Source organism: Mesorhizobium sp. WSM4840, assembly GCF_055811755.1.
Window position 1 is genome coordinate 327,891 of sequence record NZ_JBVVQD010000002.1, and the last position, 22,664, is coordinate 350,554.

Here is a 22,664-nt window from a genome sequence, read left to right on the forward strand (position 1 = left end):
AGGCATGAAATCGACCTTGAAACTGACGTTGGGACTGACATCGGCGATGTTTGCGTCGACCGCCGTTTCGAATGTCGCGCAGGCTGAAGATCTGACGCTTTGCTGGGCAGCCTGGGACCCGGCCAACGCGCTTGTCGAATTATCAAAGGATTTCACCAAGGAAACCGGCATCGGCATGAAATTCGAATTCGTGCCGTGGACCAACTATGCCGACCGCTTTCTCAACGAACTGAATTCCAAGGGCAAGCTGTGCGACCTGATCATCGGCGACAGCCAGTGGATCGGCGGCGCCGCCGAGAACGGCCACTACGTCAAGCTGAACGACTTCTTCGACAAGGAGAAGATCAGCATGGACGACTTCGTGCCGGCGACCGTCGTCGGCTATTCCGAATGGCCGAAGAACACGCCGAGCTACTGGGCGCTGCCTGCAATGGGCGACGTCGTCGGCTGGACCTACCGCAAGGACTGGTTCTCCAAGCCGGAACTGCAGAAGGAATTCAAGGAAAAGTACGACTGGGATCTCGCCGCGCCGACGACCTTCGACCAGCTGAAGCAGATCGCCGAGTTCTTCCAGAAGCGCGAGATCGACGGCAAGACGGTCTATGGCGCGTCGATCTATACCGAGCGCGGCTCCGAAGGCATCACCATGGGCGCCATGGACGTGCTCTACAGCTTCGGCTTCAAATATGAGAACCCCGACAAGCCCTACGAGATGGACGGTTTCGTCAATTCCGAGAAATCGGTGAAGGGTCTGGAGTTCTACAAGGCGCTCTATGACTGCTGCACGCCTCCCGGGGCCTCGAACAGCTACATGGGCGAAGGCGTCGACGCCTTCAAATCCGGCCAGGTGGCGATGCACATGAACTTCGCCTTTACCTGGCCAGGCCTGCAGAAGGACGAAAATGTCGGCGGCGACAAGATTGGTTATTTCGCCAATCCCAAGGGGCCCGATGGCGATCAATTCGCCCAGCTTGGCGGCCAGGGCATCTCGGTGGTCTCTTACTCCGACAAGCAGGAGGCTGCGCTCAAATACATCAAGTGGTTCGCCAACAAGGATGTTCAGGCCAAATGGTGGTCGCTCGGCGGCTTTTCCTGCCTCAACGCAGTCGTCAAAGATCCAGGCTTCCCGGCCAGCCAGCCTTACGCGCAGACCTTCCTCGACTCCATGGCCATCGTGAAGGATTTTTGGGCAGAGCCCAGCTATGCGCCGCTGCTGCAGGCGTCGCAGAAGCGCTTCCATGATTACGTCGTCGCCGGCCAGGGGTCGGCCAAGGATGCGCTCGATGGCCTGGTCAAGGACTGGACCGAGGTCTTCCAGGACGATGGCAAAATGTAATTGGGGCAAGACCTAACCGGCTCCTCCCGAGCCACGACCGCGTGTCCCGTGCCACCCTTGGCACGGGACACAGTTCAGATAAATTCCATTGTCGAGACGAACCCAAGTGACCGAAGCGGGACTGACCATGCTCAATCGGACTGCGGACAGCGTTGCCCGGGCTACGCCTGAGCCGTTGGCCCGCAAGGTCCGGGGCATCAGCGACAAGGGCCTCGCCTGGCTGTTCATCTCGCCGACGATCCTCTTGCTTCTCGCCATCAACATCTTCCCGCTGTTCTGGGCGATCTATCTGTCCTTCACCAACTACCGCGCCAATCGCCCCAATGAGGTCGTCAGGAATGTCGGCCTTGCCAATTACAAACGCATCCTCGGCGACCAGGACATCTGGATCGCCATGCAGACGACGGCGCATTTCGTGTTCTGGACCATTCTCCTGCAGACGCTGATCGGTTTTACCCTCGCCTGGCTGATTGACCGGAAGTTTCGCGGCCACGCCTTCTGGACGACGATCATTCTGGTGCCGATGATGCTGTCGCCGGCAGTTGTCGGCAATTTCTGGCGCTTCCTCTACGAGCCGCAGATCGGCCTGTTCGCCTATGCCATCTCGTTCGTCACCGGCATTCCGGCGACGCAGATCGGCATGCTCTCCAACGTCTCGCTTGCGCCGTGGTCGATCGTCATCGTCGACACCTGGATGTGGACGCCATACGTGATGCTGATCTGCCTCGCCGGGCTGCGTTCGATCCCCGAATACATCTACGAGGCGGCCGAGGTCGACCGTGCCTCCAACTGGCGGCAGTTCTGGTCGATCACGCTGCCGATGGCGCTGCCGTTCATCATGCTGGCGGTGCTGTTCCGCGGCATCGAGAACTTCAAGATGTTCGACATGGTCAACCTGCTCACCGGCGGCGGACCGGGATCGACCACCGAGGTCGCCTCGATCACGCTGAAGCGGCAGGCCTTCGAAAGCTGGCGGACGGGCTATTCCTCAGCCTTCGCCATCATCCTGTTCGTTGCGGTATTTGGGCTGGCCAACATCTACGTCAAGGCGCTCAACAAGGTGAAGCAGAGATGAGCCTGACGTCAGCCCATTCGGTCGTCGCACCCTCGGCCACGTCGAAGCGCGTCGCCGGCACGATCATCGTGCTTTACGCGCTGATCTCGATCGTGCCGCTGCTGTGGATCTTCGCAACCAGCTTCAAGACACCGCCGGACTCGATCGCCTATCCGCCAAAGATCCTGTTCCAGCCGAGCCTCGAGGGCTACTGCAATTTGTTCTCGACCCGCACCCGGCAGACACCGGAATACATCAACTCGCTGGGACCGGCGACGGGCGTCTGCGACGAGACCGTGCGCAAGCGCAACATGGTGATCGCCGGCCCGTCCAACTTCATGCCGCGCTTCGTCAATTCGCTGATCATCGCCTTCGGCTCGACCTTCTGCGCGGTGTTCCTCGGCACGTTGTCGGCCTATGGCTTCTCGCGCTTCAAGGTGCCGCTGGCCGACGACCTCCTGTTCTTCATCCTGTCGACACGGATGATGCCGCCGATCGCGGTCGCTATTCCCATCTACCTGATGTACCGCGAGCTTGGCCTGTCGGACACCGCACTCGGCATGATCCTGCTCTACACGGCGGTCAATGTGTCGCTGGCGGTGTGGCTGCTGAAGGGCTTCATTGACGAGATCCCGCGCGAGTACGAGGAAGCGGCGATGATCGACGGCTATACGCGGCTGCAAGCCTTCTGGCGCACCGTTCTGCCGCAGGCGACCACCGGGATTGCCGCGACAGCCATCTTCTGCCTGATCTTCGCCTGGAACGAGTATGCGTTCGCAGCACTGCTGACCTCGGGCACGGCGCAGACCGCACCGCCCTTCATCCCCACCATCATCGGCGAAGGCGGCCAGGACTGGCCGGCGGTCGCCGCGGGCACGACGATCTTCCTGGTGCCGATCCTGGTGTTCACCATCCTGCTTCGCAAGCAGTTGCTGCGCGGCATCACCTTCGGCGCGGTGCGCAAATGAGCCTGACCCAACCCGCAAAACGCAAGTCGCGCTGGCCGGCATGGGCCAGGCGCGGACTGATGGAGAATATCGCTACCGCGATCATCGCCATCGGCTTCCTGATGCTGTTCCAGCCCTTCGCGCTCGCGCTCTACACCTATTCGTTCATCACCATGCTTGCCGGCACGGCGATGTTCATCATCGTCTCGAAGTTTCCGGAGTAGACGATGGCCGAGATTCGCGTCGAGCATCTGAGAAAGGCATTCGGCGATTTCGTCGCCGTGCAGGATTCCAACTTCGTCGTCGGGGATGGCGAGTTCTTCGTCATGCTGGGACCGTCGGGTTGCGGCAAGACGACGACGTTGCGCATGATTGCCGGGCTCGAACTGCCGACCGGCGGCAAGATCCTGCTCGGTGGCGAGGACGTCACCATGCGGCGTGCCCGTGAGCGCGACATCGCCTTCGTCTTCCAGCTGTTCGCGCTCTATCCGCATATGAATGTGCGCAAGAACATCGGTTTCCCGCTGTTGGCACAAGGCATGCCCGGCATCGAAATCCGCCAGCGCGTCGAAGAGACGGCGAAGCTGTTGCGCATCGACCATCTGCTCAACAAATCGGTCTCCGGCCTTGCCGGCGGTGATCGCCAGCGCGTCGCGCTCGGCCGCGCCATCGTGCGGCGGCCAAAATGCTTCCTGATGGACGAGCCGCTCGGCACGCTCGATACCGAATTCCGCGATCTCATGGTCCACGAGCTGCGCGAACTGCACAACCGCATCCACGCCACCACTGTCTACGTCACGCATGACCAGATGGAAGCGATGTCGATGGCCGACAAGATCGCGGTGATGAACCACGGCGTCATCGAGCAGTTCGGCACGCCACGCGAAATCTACGACCGGCCGGCGACCATTTTCGTCGCCGATTTCATCGGCTCGCCGCCGATGAATTTTCTCGGCTTCGGCGGCGGGCTTTCAAAGGGCGCCAGGGAGATCGTGGTGCAAGGCGCCAAAGTGGCGGTGCCGGAGGTGCGCGAGGACATCGCGCCGGCCGAGATGGCGCTCGGCATCCGACCGGAACATATCCGCTTCGACGACGCGTCGAAGCTGCGCGGCACCATCTATGGCACCGAATATCTCGGCACCACGCAGATCGTTGCGGTGGAGACATCCGGCGGCATCATCAAGGCGCGGGTGCCGGCCGAAATCCGGCTCAATGCGGGCGACCATGTCGGCCTAGCGCTGAGCAGCGCACGGCTGTCGCTGTTCGAGAAGGGCTCCGGCCGCGCGGTGCGAACCGCAATCCATGACGGGGCTTCCCAGGGAAGAGCGCATCATGGCTGACGTGCAGATCAAAGGCGTGACCAAGAGCTTCGGCGAACATGTCGCCGTTGATACTCTCGATCTGCACGTCGCCGATGGCGAATTCGTCGTGCTGCTCGGCCCGACCGGCGCCGGCAAGACGACCACGCTGCGGCTGATCGCCGGATTGGAACGGCCGGATATGGGCTCGATCCATATCGGCGGCCGCGATGCGACAATGTTGTCGCCGGCCGAGCGCGACACGGCCTTCGTCTTCCAGCAATATTCGCTCTATCCGCATCTGTCGGTCTACGACAACCTGGCCTTTCCACTGCGCTCGCCTGCGCGGCGGCTGGGCGAGGACGCGGTGCGCCGCCGCGTCGAGGATGTGGCCAAGATGGTGCGTATCCACCACAAGCTGAACAACCGCTCCACCAAGCTTTCCGGCGGCGAGATGCAGCGCGTCGCTATCGGGCGCGCCCTGGTGCGCAAGCCCTCGATCTATCTGATGGACGAGCCGCTGTCGTCGCTCGATGCCAAGCTGCGCGCCGACCTCCGGCTCGAGCTCAAGCGCATCCAGGCCGAGCTCGGCGCCACCATGCTTTATGTTACGCACGACCAGATCGAAGCGATGACGATGGCCGATCGCATCGGAATTCTCGCCGACGGCGTGCTGGTGCAGATCGGCACGCCACGCACCATCTACTCGGAGCCGGCAAACCTTCATGTCGCCGCAAGGCTCGGCCAACCGGCGATCAATCTGTTGCCGACCGGCCTGCTGCCGGATGGCGATATGCCGGCGGGAACCAAAACGATCGGCGCGCGTACAGAACATCTGTCGATCGGCAAGGCATCGAACGGCCCCGCCGACGGCGTTGTTAACTGGGTCGAACATTTGGGCGACCAGAACCACCTGCATGTGACGGTGGGAAGCAAAAAGCTGGTGACGCTGACCGACCCCGACATCCAATTGGAAAAGGGCGACAGGGTGATTATCCGTTACCGGGCGCCGCTGTTCTTCGACCAGGCCGGCAATAGGATTGCAAACCGATGAGCGCTGGGACGATGGTCAAGACTGGGACGATGGTCAAGGTTGACCTGAAGACACTGATATCCGTCACCGCCGACACGATTGCCGCCCACGCGGACGAACTGACCGCGCTCGACCAGGCGATCGGCGACGGCGACCATGGGCTGAACATGAAGCGCGGCTTCGAGGCAGTGCGGGCGGAGGCCGAGGCGTTTGCGGCAAAGCCATTGCCGGAGGCGCTAAAGGCGATCGGCACCAAGCTGGTGATGACCGTCGGCGGAGCCTCGGGCCCGCTGTTCGGGACGCTGTTCATGGCGCTCGGCAAGGAGATTTCCGCAGAGCCGGATCGCGCCAATCTGGCTATGGCTTTCGGCAAGGCAATCGAGGCGGTGGCAGCCAGGGGCAAGTCGCAGGTCGGGCAAAAGACCATGCTCGACGTGCTGCAGCCAGTGCATGACGCCCTGCTGCAGGGAAAAACCGAGGCGGAAATCGCCGATGTCGCGGACAGTGCGGCCGATGCCACCGTGCCAATGAAGGCGTTGCGCGGACGCGCTTCGTTTCTCGGCGAACGCTCGATCGGCCATATGGATGCCGGCGGGCGCTCGGTCGCGCTTCTGGTGCGGGCTGTCACTGAGACCATCGAGGGGCACGCATGAGCAATGTCGGCATCGTTATCGTATCGCATTCACCGCTGGTCGCCGAGGGCACGGCCGACATGGTGCGCCAGATGGTCGGCGACGAAGTGCCGCTTGCATGGTGCGGCGGAAACGGCCATGGCGGGCTGGGAACCAATGTCGAGGCGATCATGGGCGCCATCAACAAGGCCTGGTCGGAGGCGGGTGTCGCCATACTCGTGGATCTCGGCGGCGCCGAGACCAACAGCGAGATGGCGGTCGAGATGATCGGCGAGCCGCGTGCGCACAAGATCATCGTCTGCAATGCGCCGATCGTCGAGGGCGCGGTGATGGCGGCGACGGAGGCTTCCGGCGGCGCTTCGCTCAGGGAAGTGGTGGCGACGGCACACGAATTGTCGCCATCGTGAATAACAGGAATTTTGACAGCATGTCGGCATCCGCAGAAGCCACCGTCCTGATCAGCCATGAGGTGGGCCTGCATGCGCGCCCTTCGGTGAAGTTCACCAAGCTCGCCAAAACATTTTCGGCCGAAGTCGAAGTGGCGCTCGCCGCCAACGGGCCCTGGTTCGATGCCAAGAGCATCGTCAAGGTGATGGCCGCCAAGGCGCCGAAAGGGACGGTGCTGCATATCCGAGCGAGGGGTGACGGCGCCGGCGAGGCGGTCGGCGCGCTGGTCGAGCTGGTGCGGCGCGATTTCGACGAGGGCGTGGACCATGCCCGAACCGCTTAGGCTGCAGGGGATTTCGGCTTCGGCCGGCTATGCCGAAGGGCCGCTATTCAACCTCGATCCGGTTGTCGCGCGCTATGGCCGTAAGGCGACCGCCGCGGACGAGAGGCTCGCGCTCGAAACGGCAATCACGGCAGCGACAGGCCGGCTTGCGACGCTGATCGAAGCGACCAAGGGCGACGCCGCCGACATTCTCGAATTCCAGCTCGCCATGCTGGATGACGATGCGCTGACCGGCCCGGCCTTTGCCGCGATTGCCGCCGGCCAGCCGGCCGATGCGGCCTGGCGGCAGGCGCTCGACGCCGAAATTGTAGGCTACGAAACGTCAGACCAGGATTATTTCCGGGCGCGCGCCGCCGACATGCGCGACATCAGAGACCAGGTGCTGCGCGCGCTGACCGAGGACAGCGACCCTGCGGCGCCGGCAGGAGCTATCTTCTACGGCGAGGACATCGCGCCGACGCGCTTTCTCGAAACCGACTGGAGTTCCGGCGGCGGCATCGCACTGAAAGCGGGCAGTGCCGCCAGCCATGTCGCCATGCTGGCGCGCTCGCGCGGCGTGCCGATGGTCGTGGGGCTTGGGGCAGTCGGGCTCGGTACTTCGCCGGCTCATCTTGCCGGCGTCGCCCTGCTTGATGCCGAGCATGGCGGCATCATATTGGCGCCATCAAGGGCAGAGGTCGAGGCGTTCCGGCGATCATCGTCGTCTTTCGCGGCGCGTCGCGACAGGGCGGAAACTTTTTTGGCCCGGCCGGCGGTGACGAAAGCCGGCACGGCGGTGCGGGTGCAGGTCAACATCGTCGATCCGTCCGATGTCGACAACATCGATGTCTCGACCTGCGACGGCGTCGGGCTGATGCGAACCGAGTTCCTGTTCGGCAAAACGCTGCCGGACGAGGAAACGCAGTATCGCGCCTACCGCAAGGTGCTCGAATGGGCTGAAGGCAGACCGGTGACCATTCGCACCGTCGACGCCGGCGGCGACAAGCCGGTGCCGGGCTTCACCGTGGCGGAAGCTAATCCGTTCCTTGGCCTGCGCGGCATCAGGCTGTCGCTGGCAAGACCGGAGGTTTTTCGGCTGCAGATCAGGGCGCTGCTGCGCGCCGCCGTGCATGGCAATCTGAAGGTGATGTTCCCGATGGTCGCCGTTAGGGACGAGTATGAACGTGCCGCCGCGCTCTTCGCGGAAGAGCAGGCCGCGCTTACCGCGCGCGGCGTCGCGCAAAAAATGCCGCCGCTCGGCATCATGGTCGAGGTGCCGTCGGTGGCGATCGCTCCTGAGGCTTTTACCGAGGTCGCCTTCTTCTCGATCGGCTCGAACGACCTGACGCAGTATGTGATGGCGGCCGCGCGCGACAACGCGTTGGTTGCGCATCTCAATTCGATCAGGCATCCGGCCGTGCTTCGGCTGATCGCCTCGGTTGCGGCGTTCGGCCGCGTGCAAAGGATTCCGGTCAGCCTATGCGGCGACGCCGGCGGCGATCCGGCGGCAATCCCGGCGCTGATTGAGGCCGGCCTGCGCGACCTTTCCGTGGTTCCCGCCCAGCTCGCAATGGCCAAGGCGGCCATTGCGGACGTTTCCATCTAGGCACCGGCATGGCCGACAAGACACCTGAAGCCGGCTCCGAAGAGGCGATCCGCGCCTATAAGACGATCCTGTCGCAGGTCCTCGACCAGCGCCCGTCCGGGATGCGCCAGCGCCTCGCCGACGCGTTGGGCAAGCATCGCAGCTTCGTCACCCAGATTTCCAGCCCGACCTACTCGATCCCGATCCCGTCAAAACATTTGCCGGCTATTTTCTCCGTCTGCCATTTCAGCCCGGCCGAACGCGATCATTTTCTAGCCGCCTACCATCAGGCGCATCCCGGGAAAATGTCGGTGGCATCAGGCATGCGCAAGACGCGGCATGTCTCGTTGATCGTTCCCGATTTCGGCGACGACAAGCAGAATGCGGCGCTCGATCGGGCGGTCAACGATTTCATCCAGAAGATCACCAGCATCGCCGGCAAGGGCGGGACATAGTCGCGCCAAGTTCAGCTATTTCGGGAGGAGACGGCCATGAAGAAGTTTCTAAATTCTGTTGACACGGTGCTGACCGAAAGCCTCGATGGCTTCGTTGCCGCCCATGCCGACATACTGGCGCTTGGCGACGAGCATAAATTCGTGCGCCGCAGGACACTCAAGCCCGGCAAGGTGGCGCTGATCTCCGGCGGCGGCTCTGGCCACGAACCGCTGCATGGCGGGCTGGTCGGGCATGGCATGCTGGATGCCGCCTGCCCCGGCCAGGTGTTCACCTCGCCGACGCCGGACCAGATGCTGGCGGCCGCGGAAGCGGTCAACACCGGCGCCGGCTGCCTGTTCATCGTCAAGAACTACGAGGGCGATGTAATGAATTTCGAGATGGCCGCCGAAATGTCGGAGGGCGTGATGCAAGTGGTGACCAATGACGACGTCGCGGTCGAGAACTCCTCCTACACCACTGGCCGGCGCGGCGTTGCCGGCACGCTGGTGGTCGAGAAGATCCTCGGTGCCGCAGCCGAGCAAGGCATGGCACTGAAGCCGTTGAAGGCGCTCGGCGAGCGCGTCAATGGCGCAACGCGCTCTATGGGCGTTGCGCTGACCAGTTGCACCGTACCGGCCGCCGGCAAGCCGACCTTCGATATCGGCGACGGCGAGATGGAATTCGGCGTCGGCATCCATGGCGAACCCGGCCGCCGCCGCGACGCGTTGAAGAGCGCCGACGCCATCGCCGAGGAGATCTGCGCGGCGATATCAGGCGATCTCGGTGACAGGGCAAAAGGCCCGGCGCTGCTTTTCGTCAACGGCTTTGGCGGCACGCCGCTGATGGAGCTCTACCTGATGTACAACAGTGCCCGGAAAATCTTCGAGAGAAACGGCGTGACGGTCACTCGCTCACTGGTCGGGTCCTATGTGACATCGCTCGACATGGCCGGCTGTTCGATCACGCTGACCATGCTCGACGACGAGACGACCGCATTGTGGGACGCGCCGGTACATACGGCTGCGCTACGCCGGGGGATGTAGCACGGCCAAGGCCGCGCTGCGGCTCACGACAAGAAGTGGCCGTCAAGCAAAGCCCGCTTCGGTCTGCGAAGCGGGCCTTTGCAAGGAATCCCAAAGACAGTCGGTGACAACACTGTCATGCGCTATGCCGAGCATTGTCAGGCCAGTGTGGTGGAGTTAGGCACAATGTTGCTTTTCCTTTACCTTTGGTAAGGTAAGAAAATCCGGCGGGTTTTTGGAGGCAGAACATGCGTTACAATTGGGATCGGGCGCCGACCGGTTTCGAACGTCACAGAAAGGCGCTGGTCGCCGCCTTGCTGATCGCCGGCGGTGTCGGCCTCATGCTCGCGGCGCTGCCGCTTTAGAACCGCATTTGAGCGCAAGCAGGCGCTTTTCAACGCACCTGGCCAGTCACTGCGATAAAGCGGCGGTCCCGTCCTTCAAATCCCTGACTGAAGCGTTGCACGAGCACGGCAAGCACAGCCGGTTTGCCGTCCGGGGTGAATGCATAGGATTCCGACAGGCTGTAGGAAGTCGGACAATTCCTCGAGCCGGGCACAGCCTTGTCCTGATGCAGCAGTTTGAACGGCTTGCCATCCTGTCCCTGGAGCGTCAGGCGGAAACCGAGCCCCTTGCCGGTCGCGGCGCCTTGCTGCGTCTCGTCGAAGCTTGACGAGCAATCCGTCGTGCTGTCGGCCAGGAACTGGTCGAGCTGTATGCTAGAGATGCCAAGCACGTCATAGCTCGGCGAAAGCGATTTCTGCGAAACCTGCTCGAGGCGCGCAATATCTTGGTAAGCGACCATGTCGTCGGGAAACGTGAACCTGTCCACAGCCGTCCGCTCGCCGCGCGGCGCTATGGCATATCGGGCGAGGATCGGCGCCGCCTGCGCGGCAGCCTGTGCCCTCGCCTGATCGAGAGTGAGCGTCGCCTCCTCGGTTTCGTCGACGATGCGGATCGGCTTGCCGCCGACGAATTCATCGGTGCGCGTGTCGATGATGTCGATCTCCGACCAGCCCGAATCCGAAGCGCCGGCATCGAGCGTGCCGTATTGTTTACCGTCCGGCGAAAAGCCGATAATGCGCCGTGCCGCCGCATCGCCGGCCTGAGCGGCGGAAGCGACCACCAACAGCATCGCCGCCAAAACGGCAGATCCAACCTTGCACCGCAACTTCATTGCGACTTGCCCCCAATTATGACCCAGACTGCAATTATGACCCGAGACCATCATGCCGGGTATTTGCGACCAAGGCGAGAACGCCAAACGACGAAATTGCACATGCTTGCAAAAACAGCATACGCTATTTCAAAGGCAGCAAACATTCCTGGGGAGTAAGCCGGATGGCGTCACGCTACCACGAGGTCTATGACGGCTGGAAACGCGACCCGGAAAAATTCTGGGCGGATGCGGCCAAAGCCATCGACTGGTTCTCACCGTTCGACACGGTCTTCGATCCGAATGCCGGCGTCTATGGGCGCTGGTTTGGCGGCGCCTCCTGCAACACCTGCTTCAACGCCGTCGACCGCCATGTGGCGGGTGGCCGCGCCGATCAGACCGCGCTGATCCATGACAGCGCGATTTCAGGCACGATCAGGAAATTCACCTATACCGAACTGAAACGCGAGGTGATCGCGCTGACGTCGGTGCTGAAGAACCGCGGCGTCCAAAAAGGCGATCGAGTCATCATCTACATGCCGATGGTGCCGGAAGCGGCCTTCGCCATGCTTGCCTGCGCCCGGATCGGCGCCGTGCATTCGGTCGTTTTCGGCGGCTTTGCCTCGCACGAGCTCGCCACGCGCATCGACGACGCCAGGCCGAAGCTGATCATTTCCGCCTCTTGCGGCCTGGAGCCGGGGCGCGTCGTTGCCTACAAGCCGCTGCTCGACACGGCGATCGAGATGTCGCGGCATAAGCCCGAGGCCTGCCTCATCCTGCAGCGCGACCAACTGCGCTGCGAGCTCAGGGAAAACCATGACATCGACTATGCCGACGCCGTCGCCCGCGAGCGGGCCGCGGGCGCCAATGTCGACTGCGTTCCGGTGCTCGCCACTGATCCGCTCTACATCATCTACACGTCCGGAACGACCGGCCAGCCCAAGGGCATCGTGCGCGACAATGGCGGCCACATGGTTGCGCTGAAATGGTCGATGGAGAACGAGTTCGGCGTCAAGCCGGGCGAGGTGTTCTGGGCGGCTTCCGACGTCGGCTGGGTGGTCGGCCATTCCTACATCGTCTACGGCCCGCTGCTGCATGGCTGCACAACCGTCCTGTTCGAGGGCAAGCCGGTCGGCACGCCGGACGCCGGCACCTACTGGCGGGTGATCGCCGAGCATGGAGTCGTCGCGCTGTTCACCGCGCCGACCGCCTTCCGCGCCATCAAGGGACAGGACCCCAAGGGCGAATTCGTTCCGAAATACGACCTGTCGAAGTTCCGCACGCTGTTCCTCGCCGGCGAGCGCGCCGATCCGGAAACCATCAAATGGGCGGAGCAGAAACTGAACGTGCCGGTGATCGACCATTGGTGGCAGACCGAGACCGGCTCGCCGATGACGATCAACCCAGCCGGATTGGGCCTGCTGCCGATGAAATATGGCTCGCCCGGCGTGCCGATGCCCGGCTACGACATTCGCGTGCTCGACGATGCCGGGCACGAAGTCCCGCGCGGCACGTTGGGCAATGTCGTCGTCAAGCTGCCGCTGCCGGCCGGCTGCCTGCCGACGCTGTGGAATGCCGATGACCGGTTTCGCCAAGCCTATCTCGACGAATTCCCCGGCTTCTACAAAACGGCGGATGCCGGCATGATGGACGAGGACGGTTATTTGTTCGTCATGGCCCGGACCGACGACATCATCAATGTCGCCGGCCACCGGCTGTCGACCGGCGCCATGGAGGAGGTGCTGGCCGCGCATCCCGACGTTGCCGAATGCGCCGTCATCGGCATCGCCGATGCGATGAAGGGCCAGGTTCCGCTCGGCTTCGTGGTGCTGAATGCGGGTGTCGCGCGTGACAGCGGCGCCATCGAGGCCGAGGTGGTCACCCTGGTGCGCGAGCGGATCGGCCCGGTCGCCGCCCTCAAGACGGTGGTGACGATCAAGCGCCTGCCAAAGACGCGCTCCGGCAAAATCCTGCGCGGCACCATGCAGAAGATTGCCGACAAGGAAGGATGGACGATGCCGGCGACCATCGACGACCCGGCCATTCTCGACGAGATCACTGCGGCGCTCAAAGGGCGCGGCATCGGGCTTTAGTTGCTTTCGGAGCGCGGCAGGCGGATCGCGGCGTGGGACGAATTCACGAATTCATCCTGCACTGCAATCGTCTGTTGTGCAATGCAGCAATAGCCCTTAAACTTTGCGTGGGGGGCCATTCCGAAGGCACGGCATGGCTCAGCAAAAAACCACATTCGGCGGCATCGACATCCTGCGTTTTCTCGCCGCCGTCCTCGTGATGTTCTACCACTACGGCTTCTGGGTGTGGGCGTTCCCGGAGGGCGTTTCGGCGCGCGCGACGGGCGGCATCCCGACCCATCCGGAAATAGGCGGGCTGGTCCAATTCGGATGGGTCGGCGTCCAGATATTCTTCGTCATCAGCGGCTTCGTCATCGCCTTCAGCGCCGAGCATTCGACACCGCTGCGGTTTTTCGAGGCAAGGGTGAAACGATTGGCGCCGGCCGTCTGGATCTGCGCGCCAGTCACCGTGATGGTGCTGCTTTTCGTCGATCTCAGTTGGCCGACGGACGCTGTCACCAGGCTCTTGCGCACCGCCTTGTTCGTTCCGTTCAACCCCTGGGTCGACAGCGTCTACTGGACGCTCGGCATCGAGATCGCCTTTTATGCCGTCGTCTGGATCCTGCTGCGGCTCGGCCGCTTCGATCTGATGGAAGCGGTGGCAGTTGCGCTCGGCGCGATCAGCACGCTTTTTTGGTGCCTGTATTATCCATTCGACTGGTCGGACCTTGCCGAGGCGCGCTGGCTCGACCTGCTCCTGGTGCATCACGGATGTTTTTTCGCGACAGGTGTGCTGCTCTGGCTGATGCGTTTCAAGGCAGTGACGCCCGCCCGCCTTGTTTTCTGCGCCTTGTTCGTGGCCGGCGGCGTGCTGCAGATCGTCAGTGCTGTCGACGTCCGCAGCATCAAGGTCGAAGCCGCGATGCCCTACGCGCCGCCGATCGTCCTGTTTCTCGCTGCCATGGCGCTGATGGCGTGGTCGTTACGGCTCGACCTGTCCTGGCGCGGCTGGCGTCGGATCGGGCTGATGACCTACCCTCTCTATCTGATCCATAATGTCGTCGGCGCGGCTATTCTCGGGGCCTTGATGCGCGCGGGAGTGCCATACCTGCTTTCGGTGGTCATCGTCGGCGCGACCATGATCGCCGCGAGCTGGCTGATTGCGATCGAGGCCGAACCGCGAATCCGGCTTCTGCTCGACCACACCATCTTCCGCTATCGGCTCAAGGCCGCGTAACCGCGCCGGCGTGTCACGCCGGTTCCTGGCTGCAAAGTCCTGCTGTGAACGTGCGGCGCGAAAATTGGTGTCCACGCTTTTGCGGCATGACGACGCGACTTCCCAAGCGAGAATTATTTTCTATCGTGGATCATCTTCTGCAGTGGTGAGCCCTTTTTCCAACCGTGTCGACCCGGCGCGGTTCGGCGACCTCTCGGGTCAAGCGAGGAGATCGACCAGCACCAGAAGCGACATTCCCGCCGACCAAGTCAGCTTCATGCGCAAGGCTGCCGATCATGCTCTGTTCGAGGGCATTCATGCGCCAGCATCAGGCTCGGTATCGGTCTCGCCGCGCAGGACGACGACGCCGTGCTCAACATTCGTTCTTGTATACCGCCTCAGGTGTTTGCCTTCGTCCGCGCTTCCGATTTTTCCAGATAGTAGCTCGAATATCTGTCGAAGAATTTTTCCGAGGCGCCGATCGATCCATACTTCGCCAGCTTCTTCAAATCGACTTTGTTCAAGACGACGCCGACGATCTTGTTGGCGATATAGGATTCCGAGCTCAGTATGGATTGCACCATCGCACGCGGCGTGCGCCCCCACTCGGTCACGAGCACGAAGCCGTCGGCAAGCGGGGCAAAGGCCTTGGCATCGACCACCGGTCCGAGCGGCGGCAGGTCGACGATGATGTATTCGAAGGTTTCCTTGGCGTTGTCGATGAAACGCCGCATTCCGGCCGACGACAGAAGCTCGCTAGTGTGCGAGAAATGACCGCGCGGGACGGCCGGGACGATCGCCAGCTTCGTCTGCCGGTCGATCTTGCCGACGGACTGCCAGGTCTGCCCACTCACCACCGCTTCCATAAGGCCTTGCTCGGCCTCCATGCCAAGGCTGCGACTGAGGCCGGGGTTGCGCAGGTCGCCGTCCACCAGCAGGGTTTTCGACCCGTTGGCGGCAAGCAATCCGGCCAGATTCGCCGCCACGGTCGACTTGCCCTCGCCGGGAAGGACCGAGACTACGCCAATGACCCGGCTGCCTTGCCCTTCCATCACGACGTCGAAGGCAATCTTGGCGCTGCGGAGCGTTTCGGAAAACATCGATGCTGGAGCGTCGATGCTCACCCGCATGCGCGCGCGCCTTTCAGCGACCGACGGTGAGTGAGCGGTTTTGAGGTCCGCCTGACCGTCATCGCGCCTGTCATCCTTGACGACCTTGCTGCCGATGATCGGCAGGTAGCCGAGGAATTTGAGGCCGACGCGATCGCGAACGTCTTCGCCGGTCCTGAAGAACCGTTCCCTGAATTCATTCAGGCCGCCAACCCCGGCTCCCATCATCATGCCAAGAACAAGCGAAAGTCCCAGCACTATGGACATGCGCGGGGTTGCCGCGGACTTCGGCAGCGTCGCGTCGGAGATGACGCGGATCTTGCCGACCGGGAAGGATTGCTGCTGGGACGCTTCCTCGTAGCGGCCAAGGAACGTCTGATAGAGCGTCGACAGCGCGGTTGCCTTCTGCTCCAATTCGCGCAGCTTGACCTTCGACTGGTTGTCGATGGAACTCTTGCCAGCCGCTAGCGCGACATTTGCGCGGAGCGCCGTCTCGCGTGCGAGAGCGACTTCGTATTCGTTGCGGTAGCTTTCGGTCAATTGCTTCAGCTCGCCGAAAATCTGCGCCGAAATGTCGGCCTTTTCCTTGGCAAGTGCGACCGCCTGGGGATGCTCAGCCCCGAAATTGGCTTCGATATCCTGCTGCCGCTTGGCGACAGTGAGATAGCGGGTCTTGAGCGTTGAAATGACCGAGTTGCTCGGCTGGTCGGCGGATATGGCGGCGTCCCTGAATGCGTTGTCCGAACCGCTTTCGACGATCGACTTGTATTGCTGGTAACGGGCGCTGGCGCGGGCGGTATCGGCCTGCGCCTCAATGAGCTGGCCATTGAGGTCCGACAGTTGCTTGTCACTGATCAACTGGCCGTCATCGACGGCCAGCCCATGTTCGGCCCTGAACTTCTCGACGGCGAGCGCCGCTGCCTGGGAACTTTCGCGAAGCTCCGTCAGCCGGCCTTGCAGCCAGACCGCCGCCCGCTCGGTCGCATCGAAGCTCGCATCGAGCTGATCCGCGAGATAGGCGTCGGCATAGGCTTTGGTGACCGCGGTCGCAAGAGCGGGGTCCGTCGCCTGGTAGGCGATGGAGATCACATAGCTTCGACCGATGCGCTCGGCTTGCACCTCGTTTTGCAGTTTGAGGATAGCGTAATCGCGGCGTGACGACGCAATCATCGCGTCACGCGTCGTCGGATCAAGCTGAGTAACGTCGGTAGTACCCACGGCGGGACTGGGACGGAAATACCGGACCACGCCGCGCACAAAATCGGCAGCTTTCGACACGGCCGACGTCGGAGGGTCCATGAAAGCGTCGTTCTGATCGAGCTTCTGCTTGTCGACGACCACCGCCGCCAGCCTCGCCGAGTGGAGAATTTCAATCTGGCTCAAAATGGCGGAGTCGGTCTGCATGCTCACCGACGCCGCCGAGACCTCATCAACGACCTTGTTCAAGCCTTCGTCGATCAGCACGCGGCTCATTGCCATATAGGTGGGAGGCGTGGTCTGCAAATAGAGCACGCCCAGAAAAAGTCCGATGGCGGCGCATGCCGCAACAACCTTTGCCTGCCTTGCTGCCATGCCGAGCAAGCGCTCGACATCGATAAAGTCTTCGGCGCTGACTGCGTCCGAACTCGGCAATGGCTTCCTCTTGTCGAGAGGAAAATTGGCATAATTCATCTTCGGTCCAATTCTAGTTTGTACCTAGAGCGGCGGTCTCTCAAGTCGAACTGTGCCGCCGCTCTATTTTTGTCGAACATCGGATTTTCCCAAAACCGGTCTCCACTTTGGGTCCGATGCTCAAGTTGCAGACGCTAGAGCAAAATCGAGAGCATCAGCATATCTACGATGCAAGCTTCATGCCAGACACCGCGAGACCTGGGCAGCAAAACATACCGGCGTGTCTTGCGTCATCATCCATTTGCTAATGCTCCCAAATAATGGGCTTTATGCGGCTTCCACCCGGCGCTCATGCGACCGGACGAACTCCTGAAGCATCTCGAAGATCGACCCCTTCATGTCGTCACGCGCCAGCGCGAATGCGACATTGGCCTGGATGAACCCCTCCTTCGAGCCGCAGTCGAACATTCGACCGTTGAAGGGCTGGGCGAAGAAAGCCTGGCTCTGCGCAAGGCGGACCATGGCGTCGGTCAGCTGAATCTCGTTGCCGGCGCCGCGCTGCTGATTGCCGAGCAGCGCGAAGATCTCGGGCTGCAGGATGTAGCGGCCGTTGATGTAGTAGTTCGACGGCGCATTGGCCGGAGCCGGCTTTTCGACCATGGCGGTGACCTCGAAACCCGAGCCGACATCCGCGCCGCAGCCGACAATGCCATATTTGCTGGTCTCGGTCGGATCACAGCGCTCGACAGCGATAACGTTTCCACCGGTCTGCGCATAGAGGTCGGCAATTTCGGCGAGACATCCGCGCCCGCCGAAGGACACCATGTCCGGCAACAGCAACGCAAAAGGCTCATCGCCGATGACCTCCCGGGCGCACCATACCGCATGGCCGAGACCTTGCGGCGACTGCTGCCGGATGAAGCTCGTCGCGCCAGCCACGGGAAGCAGGCTTTCGAGCGCCTGAAGCTGAGCCGTCTTGCCGGTCTGCTCCAAGGTCCCGACCAGTTCGGGATGCAGATCGAAATAATCCTCAATGACCGCCTTGTTGCGGCCCGTCACGAAGACAATGTGCTCGATGCCGGCTTCGAACGCCTCGTCCACCGCGTATTGCACGACAGGCCTGTCGACGACCGGCAGCATTTCCTTCGGCATCGATTTGGTCGCCGGCAGGAATCGCGTTCCAAGCCCCGCTACCGGTATGACTGCCTTCCTGACTTTCTTCATTGCATATTCCTTCTGAGGAGATCACTTCAACCTGTCGCAGGCCGCCAAACTGTTTTTCAGCTGCCTGCACTCTTCACCTCCCCCGCACCCGCGGCAAATTGCGCCGCCACCCTTCGCAGCCGAACGGCGATCGGCATTCCCATATGCCGAACCGCCGCCGGATCGCTGAGCACCGTCCACACCGCCTTGAGGGGGGATCGGGCCTTGATGTGCTGGACCAACGAAAGGAAAGACGCCGCCTTGCGCAGGCTGCGCGTGCGCCTCGCGAAAGCGGCCTCGGCGGCTGCGTCCATCGAATGGGTCCTGGCGAAAACGAGGTCGGCCTTGCGCATCGCCTCGACGTGATGAAGTTCAAGCACGCGGGAAATGGAGCCGGTCCGGATGTGGTAGACATAGCCGGTCGTCGGCTCGACCACGCATTTGCCGCCCTTGGCCAGAGCACTGGCCAGCAGGATGTAATCTTCTCCGATGATCAGGCCTTCGTCATAGCGAAGCCCGTTTTCGCTCAGGAAGCGTCGCTGGAAAATCGGTTTGAGATAGCCGAGATTGAACCTGGATTCGAAGACCACGTTGCCGGCGATATAGTCCGCCAGCGAGATTTCACCGAGCCCCTCCAGGTAGTCGGCCGGGAACATCGTCTCTTCGGCAACGCCGTCCTCGCGAACGACCTGGAGATTGTCGACCGCGATCTCGGCGCCCGCTTTCTCCGCACGGTCAATCATGGTGCAGACTCGCCCGGGATAGACCGCGTCATCGGAATCGAGGACCGCGACCCACCTGCCGCGGGCAAGCTCAAGGCCGGCATTCCTGGCGCCGCCGGGACCACGGTTTTGCTCAAGTGCGACAACGCGTACGATGTCTTGGGGGTAGGATCGCGCCAGAGCGAGCGTCCGGTCGCGCGACTGGTCGTCGACGACGATGATTTCGACGCTGACATCGCGCTGGGCGATGGCGCTGGCGATCGCCCGCTCGATGGTCAGTTCCGCATTGTAGGCGGCAATGACAAAGGTGACGTCAGGCTGCATGCTTGCCCCCTTCCTGCGGCGAGGGCAGGCCGTACTGGCGGATTTCACGCACACCGACGAGACCGCTCACGACGCCGACATGCATGACGCCGCGCAGCACGCTGCGGTTCCTGCGCACGGGATTGATGGCGACCGGGATTGCCGATGCGAAACAAAAGACCGCCTTTGCCGAGGCAAGACCAACTTGCCTCACCAGCGCGAGCCCATTCGCGTCGCGCCCCAGAAGGTGCCCATGCGTTTGCCCGGCGCGGAACCGGCGGCGGCGGAGCCAGTCGAATGCGGCCCTGGCGCGCGGCACCACTTCATCGACCCAGGCCTGCGGCGAAAAGGCGATGCGGCCGCCTTCCTTGACCATATGATCGAAGAATTCGGTGTCCTCGCCGCCGGTCTGGCCACGCGCCAGGCTGAACCGTCGGCCGCGGAGGCAGTCGGCGCCCATCCTGAGCAGGACGTTGCAGGTGTAGCCGGTACGGATCTCGCCGCGCACCCAGACGGGCAGGGTCGAGTGGAAATCGCCGCGGCGCATCCAGTCGGGCGCGTCCGGCCGATAGCGCGCCCGCACCGGCCCGAGCACTGCGGCGGCGCCACTCACCTCCGCCGTCGCCACCAGTTCGGCGAGCCATCTGGACGATGCCGTTTCGTCGTCGTCGAGGAAGGCGACGAAATCCGACGTGCTGGCGTCGAGGCAGGTGTTGCGGGCGATCGAGATGTTGCGCGCCGGGCAATGATGGTAGCTGATCGGCAACTTCAACGTCTCCGCCAACGTCGCCACCAGCAGCTCTGCCGTCGGGCCGTCATCATTATCGGCCACGATGACGCGGATGTCGTATCCCGAAGGCACGTCAAGGGCGGCTATCGAGCGAAGCGTGTCAGCAAGCTCCGGCCGCCGAAAGGTGCAGACGCAGATGTCAATGCTGCGGTTTTTTTCGGCCACACCCATCACGCCACTCTACGCTGTGATCGGGGTCCAAGCAGTTGCAGCCAGAAGCCGACGGACCAGCCGAAATGCATGACCATCGCCGAAATCCCGGCAAGCGCACTGTCCGGAGTGCGCTGGCTGATCGCGGTCCACGCGCCATAGCCGAGGCAGACCGACGCCCACACCAGCAGCGGCGTGATTGCCAGCCAATGCACGAAGGAAAAAGCAGCGAGAAGGACGACTGGGAACACCAGAAGCGGTACCATCTGCCGGACCTTCGGTATCATGCGGTGCTTGAGAATGTTCTTTGCCCGGCCGCGGCCATAGCCGAGATACTGGAAATAGAGGTCGGCGAGCGACGAGCGCGGGTAATAGATCATTTGCGTCTTGCCGCTCATCCAGATCCGGTAACCGGCCTTGCGCAGCCGGTAGTCGAGTTCCGCATCCTCGTTGTGGCTGAACGTCTCGTCATAGCCGCCCACCGCCTTGAAGGCCGATATTCGCATCAGCGCATGGTGGCCGTGATCGACCCACTCTCCCACTGAGAGATGCCGGTGCTTGGAGCCGCCAGTGCCGAGCTTGGAATTCTGTGCAGCCGCCACCGCTTTCTGCACCATACCGCTGCCGCTGGTCAGCATGGAGACGACGACCGAATCCGCGCCGGTGATCCGCGCCTCCTCGACCAGCCGATCGCAATAATCCGGGGAATAGCCGCCATGCGCGTCGATGCGAATGACATATTCAGCCCCTTCGCCATAACTGGCCACGGCGAGATTGATCGCCGCACTCTGGAGGCGCTTTTCGTTGTGAAGAAGGATGATCCGCGGATCCTTGCCGGCGATCTCCTCGACGATCGCCCTTGTGCCGTCCCTGCTGCCGCCATCGGCAACGATGATCCGGGCACCGAGCCTCTCGGCCGCCGGGCGAAGCTCGTGAACAAGCGCGCCGATGTGAGACGCTTCGTTCAGGCACGGAATCACGATCAGGCCGGACGGAAGAATTTTGGTCTGCATCATTGGCCCATGTCCATCCAACGCCATCCTAAGCCAGTGCCTTGGCAGCATATGAATCGGGCACGGCCGTCAACCTGCGAAGCTTCTCGACGAGCGCCCGGCAATCGCTGCGGTCGTGGCTCCAGGTTCGCGGATTGCGGGCAAGAACACGCGCCCGCAATTTCCCGAAACGATGCTCCTCCAGTTCGCCCAGGGCGGCTTCGAGTGCCTCGGGAGTGGCTTGAGGCAAAAGAACGCCGATCCCCTGCCGGTCGAGGAACCGGCCAGTTTCGGTGTTGCCCATCGAGATCGGCACGGCGCCGAAGCGGCAGCCCTCGTAGAGGCGGTTGGGCAGCAGCCATTCGGAATTCAGCCCCTGCTCGAAAAAATCGATGGCCCAGGAAAAATGGACCTCACGGTAGATCGTAGCCATATCCTCGGGATTCCGATAGGGCCCGCCGAACGAGAGCCAGGGCTCGGATTCAACGAAACCGTGAAAATCCGGAAATTCGGAAAGCGCCGGACGGCCTCTGAGGATGATTTCGAAGCGGCCCTCGAGCCGTCGGGAAAATTCGGCCAGAAGCTCTAGGGAGCGGCGGCATCGGAGTGCGCCGAACCAGCCGATCCGCCAGGGCGGAGGGATGGGGGCCTCCACCGCTGTGCGATCATCCAGCGAAACCGCGGCAATCTCGAAATATTTGTTTTCGAGCAGTTCGACCGGCGCAGCAATCTGCCCGAATGGCTTGAAATAATTGGCGATGAAGGCCGGCGAACTGGTGACCAGCAGCTTTACATCCCTGGCCAGATAGCGTTCCGCGCCGCGCATGGCCCTGCCCAGAAAGTCGTCGCGAAGCATCAGACGATGGATGTCGAGACACTCATAGACGATCGGCACCGTTGCCTGGAACGCCGATCTGGCACGCCGGGCAAGCGCCAGCATTTCCAGATTGCGTGCGACGATGAGGTCGGGTCTTGGCATCGAACCTAGTTTCGAACCGATCGAGACCGCCGCCTTTGTGACTGCTGCCAGACGCTGGGCGAATCGACCGTCGCGCGTCGCGCCAAGATCGATCGGCCGCAAGCCCTCGACATCGGCGATCGGGCTTACAGTCCGACGGAAGCCCGCCAGTGTGACCTGGGCGCCGCCTGCCTTGAGCATTATGATCCGCCGGCGCACTGCCGGATCGGAGACGTCGTGTACCAAGTACAAGACATGCAGCATGAAAACTCGACCGCTGTTGGCCCGCCCGGAAAAACCCTAGTACAGCTTTTGCTGCATCGCAACATTT

General features: G+C 62.4%; 21 protein-coding genes. 14 read left to right on the forward strand and 7 right to left on the reverse strand.

Annotated features, from left to right (window positions below):
• The first annotated feature begins 4 nt into the window (after window positions 1-4).
• The 12 genes from AC0L3I_RS05000 (at window position 5) to dhaK (ending at window position 10,072) form a co-directional block, all read left to right on the forward strand.
• Complete coding sequence (locus tag AC0L3I_RS05000; RefSeq protein ID WP_473484160.1) at window positions 5-1,336, forward strand: ABC transporter substrate-binding protein; 1,332 nt, start codon at window positions 5-7, stop codon at window positions 1,334-1,336.
• A gap of 127 nt (window positions 1,337-1,463) precedes the next feature.
• The gene (locus AC0L3I_RS05005; RefSeq protein ID WP_077377482.1) at window positions 1,464-2,411 is read left to right on the forward strand and encodes a carbohydrate ABC transporter permease; all 948 of its coding nucleotides are present in this window, start codon (window positions 1,464-1,466) and stop codon (window positions 2,409-2,411) included.
• Complete coding sequence (locus AC0L3I_RS05010; RefSeq protein ID WP_123146400.1) at window positions 2,408-3,358, forward strand: carbohydrate ABC transporter permease; 951 nt, start codon at window positions 2,408-2,410, stop codon at window positions 3,356-3,358. Before AC0L3I_RS05005 ends, AC0L3I_RS05010 begins: the two co-directional genes overlap by 4 nt.
• Window positions 3,355-3,561: a hypothetical protein gene (locus tag AC0L3I_RS05015; RefSeq protein WP_473526170.1), complete on the forward strand. Its 207-nt coding sequence runs from the start codon at window positions 3,355-3,357 to the stop codon at window positions 3,559-3,561. The genes AC0L3I_RS05010 and AC0L3I_RS05015 overlap by 4 nt, the downstream gene beginning before the upstream one ends.
• A gap of 3 nt (window positions 3,562-3,564) precedes the next feature.
• Complete coding sequence (locus tag AC0L3I_RS05020; RefSeq protein WP_473526171.1) at window positions 3,565-4,677, forward strand: ABC transporter ATP-binding protein; 1,113 nt, start codon at window positions 3,565-3,567, stop codon at window positions 4,675-4,677.
• The gene (locus AC0L3I_RS05025) at window positions 4,670-5,689 is read left to right on the forward strand and encodes an ABC transporter ATP-binding protein (protein WP_123146398.1); all 1,020 of its coding nucleotides are present in this window, start codon (window positions 4,670-4,672) and stop codon (window positions 5,687-5,689) included. The genes AC0L3I_RS05020 and AC0L3I_RS05025 overlap by 8 nt, the downstream gene beginning before the upstream one ends.
• Before the next feature lie 29 nt (window positions 5,690-5,718).
• Window positions 5,719-6,321: a dihydroxyacetone kinase subunit DhaL gene (gene dhaL, locus AC0L3I_RS05030; RefSeq protein WP_473526249.1), complete on the forward strand. Its 603-nt coding sequence runs from the start codon at window positions 5,719-5,721 to the stop codon at window positions 6,319-6,321.
• Window positions 6,318-6,707: a dihydroxyacetone kinase phosphoryl donor subunit DhaM gene (dhaM, locus tag AC0L3I_RS05035; RefSeq protein ID WP_123146397.1), complete on the forward strand. Its 390-nt coding sequence runs from the start codon at window positions 6,318-6,320 to the stop codon at window positions 6,705-6,707. The genes dhaL and dhaM overlap by 4 nt, the downstream gene beginning before the upstream one ends.
• A gap of 20 nt (window positions 6,708-6,727) precedes the next feature.
• On the forward strand, window positions 6,728-7,030 hold the full coding sequence (locus AC0L3I_RS05040; protein WP_473526172.1) for an HPr family phosphocarrier protein: 303 nt from the start codon (window positions 6,728-6,730) through the stop codon (window positions 7,028-7,030).
• A complete protein-coding gene (gene ptsP, locus AC0L3I_RS05045) occupies window positions 7,014-8,615 on the forward strand; it encodes a phosphoenolpyruvate--protein phosphotransferase (protein WP_473526173.1) in 1,602 nt (533 codons plus the stop codon). The genes AC0L3I_RS05040 and ptsP overlap by 17 nt, the downstream gene beginning before the upstream one ends.
• An 8-nt stretch (window positions 8,616-8,623) precedes the next feature.
• Complete coding sequence (locus AC0L3I_RS05050) at window positions 8,624-9,049, forward strand: hypothetical protein (protein ID WP_192363160.1); 426 nt, start codon at window positions 8,624-8,626, stop codon at window positions 9,047-9,049.
• A 36-nt stretch (window positions 9,050-9,085) separates the two neighbouring features.
• Entirely contained in the window at window positions 9,086-10,072 is a 987-nt protein-coding gene (dhaK, locus tag AC0L3I_RS05055) for a dihydroxyacetone kinase subunit DhaK (protein WP_473526174.1), read from the forward strand.
• Window positions 10,073-10,445: 373 nt separating this feature from the next.
• Here dhaK and AC0L3I_RS05060 read toward each other — a convergent pair whose 3' ends face one another.
• On the reverse strand, window positions 10,446-11,186 hold the full coding sequence (locus AC0L3I_RS05060; protein WP_473526250.1) for a DUF2259 domain-containing protein: 741 nt from the start codon (window positions 11,184-11,186) through the stop codon (window positions 10,446-10,448).
• Window positions 11,187-11,392: 206 nt separating this feature from the next.
• Between AC0L3I_RS05060 and AC0L3I_RS05065 the strand changes: the two genes are divergently transcribed.
• Both AC0L3I_RS05065 and AC0L3I_RS05070 read left to right on the forward strand, forming a co-directional pair.
• Complete coding sequence (locus AC0L3I_RS05065; protein WP_473526175.1) at window positions 11,393-13,300, forward strand: propionyl-CoA synthetase; 1,908 nt, start codon at window positions 11,393-11,395, stop codon at window positions 13,298-13,300.
• 133 nt (window positions 13,301-13,433) lie between these two features.
• Window positions 13,434-14,516, forward strand: coding sequence for an acyltransferase family protein (locus AC0L3I_RS05070; protein ID WP_473484175.1), 1,083 nt, complete (start codon window positions 13,434-13,436; stop codon window positions 14,514-14,516).
• A gap of 377 nt (window positions 14,517-14,893) precedes the next feature.
• Here AC0L3I_RS05070 and AC0L3I_RS05075 read toward each other — a convergent pair whose 3' ends face one another.
• The 6 genes from AC0L3I_RS05075 to AC0L3I_RS05100 form a co-directional block, all read right to left on the reverse strand.
• Window positions 14,894-17,275 carry a polysaccharide biosynthesis tyrosine autokinase gene (locus tag AC0L3I_RS05075; RefSeq protein ID WP_473526176.1) on the reverse strand — a complete coding sequence of 794 codons (2,382 nt, stop codon included), beginning with the start codon at window positions 17,273-17,275 and terminating at the stop codon, window positions 14,894-14,896.
• Window positions 17,276-17,542: 267 nt separating this feature from the next.
• Window positions 17,543-18,439: a UTP--glucose-1-phosphate uridylyltransferase gene (locus tag AC0L3I_RS05080; RefSeq protein WP_473484181.1), complete on the reverse strand. Its 897-nt coding sequence runs from the start codon at window positions 18,437-18,439 to the stop codon at window positions 17,543-17,545.
• A gap of 56 nt (window positions 18,440-18,495) precedes the next feature.
• Window positions 18,496-19,464, reverse strand: a complete 969-nt coding sequence (locus tag AC0L3I_RS05085) for a glycosyltransferase family 2 protein (RefSeq protein ID WP_473526177.1) — start codon at window positions 19,462-19,464, stop codon at window positions 18,496-18,498.
• Window positions 19,454-20,404: a glycosyltransferase family 2 protein gene (locus AC0L3I_RS05090; RefSeq protein WP_473484186.1), complete on the reverse strand. Its 951-nt coding sequence runs from the start codon at window positions 20,402-20,404 to the stop codon at window positions 19,454-19,456. Before AC0L3I_RS05090 ends, AC0L3I_RS05085 begins: the two co-directional genes overlap by 11 nt.
• On the reverse strand, window positions 20,404-21,399 hold the full coding sequence (locus AC0L3I_RS05095; RefSeq protein WP_473484189.1) for a glycosyltransferase family 2 protein: 996 nt from the start codon (window positions 21,397-21,399) through the stop codon (window positions 20,404-20,406). Before AC0L3I_RS05095 ends, AC0L3I_RS05090 begins: the two co-directional genes overlap by 1 nt.
• A gap of 25 nt (window positions 21,400-21,424) precedes the next feature.
• Window positions 21,425-22,597 carry a glycosyltransferase family protein gene (locus AC0L3I_RS05100; protein ID WP_473526178.1) on the reverse strand — a complete coding sequence of 391 codons (1,173 nt, stop codon included), beginning with the start codon at window positions 22,595-22,597 and terminating at the stop codon, window positions 21,425-21,427.
• Window positions 22,598-22,664: the final 67 nt, after the last annotated feature.

What these genes read in the sequence shown, in the direction of transcription:
- AC0L3I_RS05000 (WP_473484160.1), top strand. Translation starts at nt 5, where the DNA reads ATGAAATCGACCTTGAAACTGACGTTGGGACTGACATCGGCGATGTTT.
- AC0L3I_RS05005 (WP_077377482.1), top strand. Translation starts at nt 1,464, where the DNA reads ATGCTCAATCGGACTGCGGACAGCGTTGCCCGGGCTACGCCTGAGCCG.
- AC0L3I_RS05010 (WP_123146400.1), top strand. Translation starts at nt 2,408, where the DNA reads ATGAGCCTGACGTCAGCCCATTCGGTCGTCGCACCCTCGGCCACGTCG.
- AC0L3I_RS05015 (WP_473526170.1), top strand. Translation starts at nt 3,355, where the DNA reads ATGAGCCTGACCCAACCCGCAAAACGCAAGTCGCGCTGGCCGGCATGG.
- AC0L3I_RS05020 (WP_473526171.1), top strand. Translation starts at nt 3,565, where the DNA reads ATGGCCGAGATTCGCGTCGAGCATCTGAGAAAGGCATTCGGCGATTTC.
- AC0L3I_RS05025 (WP_123146398.1), top strand. Translation starts at nt 4,670, where the DNA reads ATGGCTGACGTGCAGATCAAAGGCGTGACCAAGAGCTTCGGCGAACAT.
- dhaL (WP_473526249.1), top strand. Translation starts at nt 5,719, where the DNA reads ATGGTCAAGGTTGACCTGAAGACACTGATATCCGTCACCGCCGACACG.
- dhaM (WP_123146397.1), top strand. Translation starts at nt 6,318, where the DNA reads ATGAGCAATGTCGGCATCGTTATCGTATCGCATTCACCGCTGGTCGCC.
- AC0L3I_RS05040 (WP_473526172.1), top strand. Translation starts at nt 6,728, where the DNA reads ATGTCGGCATCCGCAGAAGCCACCGTCCTGATCAGCCATGAGGTGGGC.
- ptsP (WP_473526173.1), top strand. Translation starts at nt 7,014, where the DNA reads ATGCCCGAACCGCTTAGGCTGCAGGGGATTTCGGCTTCGGCCGGCTAT.
- AC0L3I_RS05050 (WP_192363160.1), top strand. Translation starts at nt 8,624, where the DNA reads ATGGCCGACAAGACACCTGAAGCCGGCTCCGAAGAGGCGATCCGCGCC.
- dhaK (WP_473526174.1), top strand. Translation starts at nt 9,086, where the DNA reads ATGAAGAAGTTTCTAAATTCTGTTGACACGGTGCTGACCGAAAGCCTC.
- AC0L3I_RS05060 (WP_473526250.1), bottom strand. Translation starts at nt 11,186, where the DNA reads ATGCTGTTGGTGGTCGCTTCCGCCGCTCAGGCCGGCGATGCGGCGGCA.
- AC0L3I_RS05065 (WP_473526175.1), top strand. Translation starts at nt 11,393, where the DNA reads ATGGCGTCACGCTACCACGAGGTCTATGACGGCTGGAAACGCGACCCG.
- AC0L3I_RS05070 (WP_473484175.1), top strand. Translation starts at nt 13,434, where the DNA reads ATGGCTCAGCAAAAAACCACATTCGGCGGCATCGACATCCTGCGTTTT.
- AC0L3I_RS05075 (WP_473526176.1), bottom strand. Translation starts at nt 17,275, where the DNA reads ATGAATTATGCCAATTTTCCTCTCGACAAGAGGAAGCCATTGCCGAGT.
- AC0L3I_RS05080 (WP_473484181.1), bottom strand. Translation starts at nt 18,439, where the DNA reads ATGAAGAAAGTCAGGAAGGCAGTCATACCGGTAGCGGGGCTTGGAACG.
- AC0L3I_RS05085 (WP_473526177.1), bottom strand. Translation starts at nt 19,464, where the DNA reads ATGCAGCCTGACGTCACCTTTGTCATTGCCGCCTACAATGCGGAACTG.
- AC0L3I_RS05090 (WP_473484186.1), bottom strand. Translation starts at nt 20,404, where the DNA reads ATGGGTGTGGCCGAAAAAAACCGCAGCATTGACATCTGCGTCTGCACC.
- AC0L3I_RS05095 (WP_473484189.1), bottom strand. Translation starts at nt 21,399, where the DNA reads ATGATGCAGACCAAAATTCTTCCGTCCGGCCTGATCGTGATTCCGTGC.
- AC0L3I_RS05100 (WP_473526178.1), bottom strand. Translation starts at nt 22,597, where the DNA reads ATGCTGCATGTCTTGTACTTGGTACACGACGTCTCCGATCCGGCAGTG.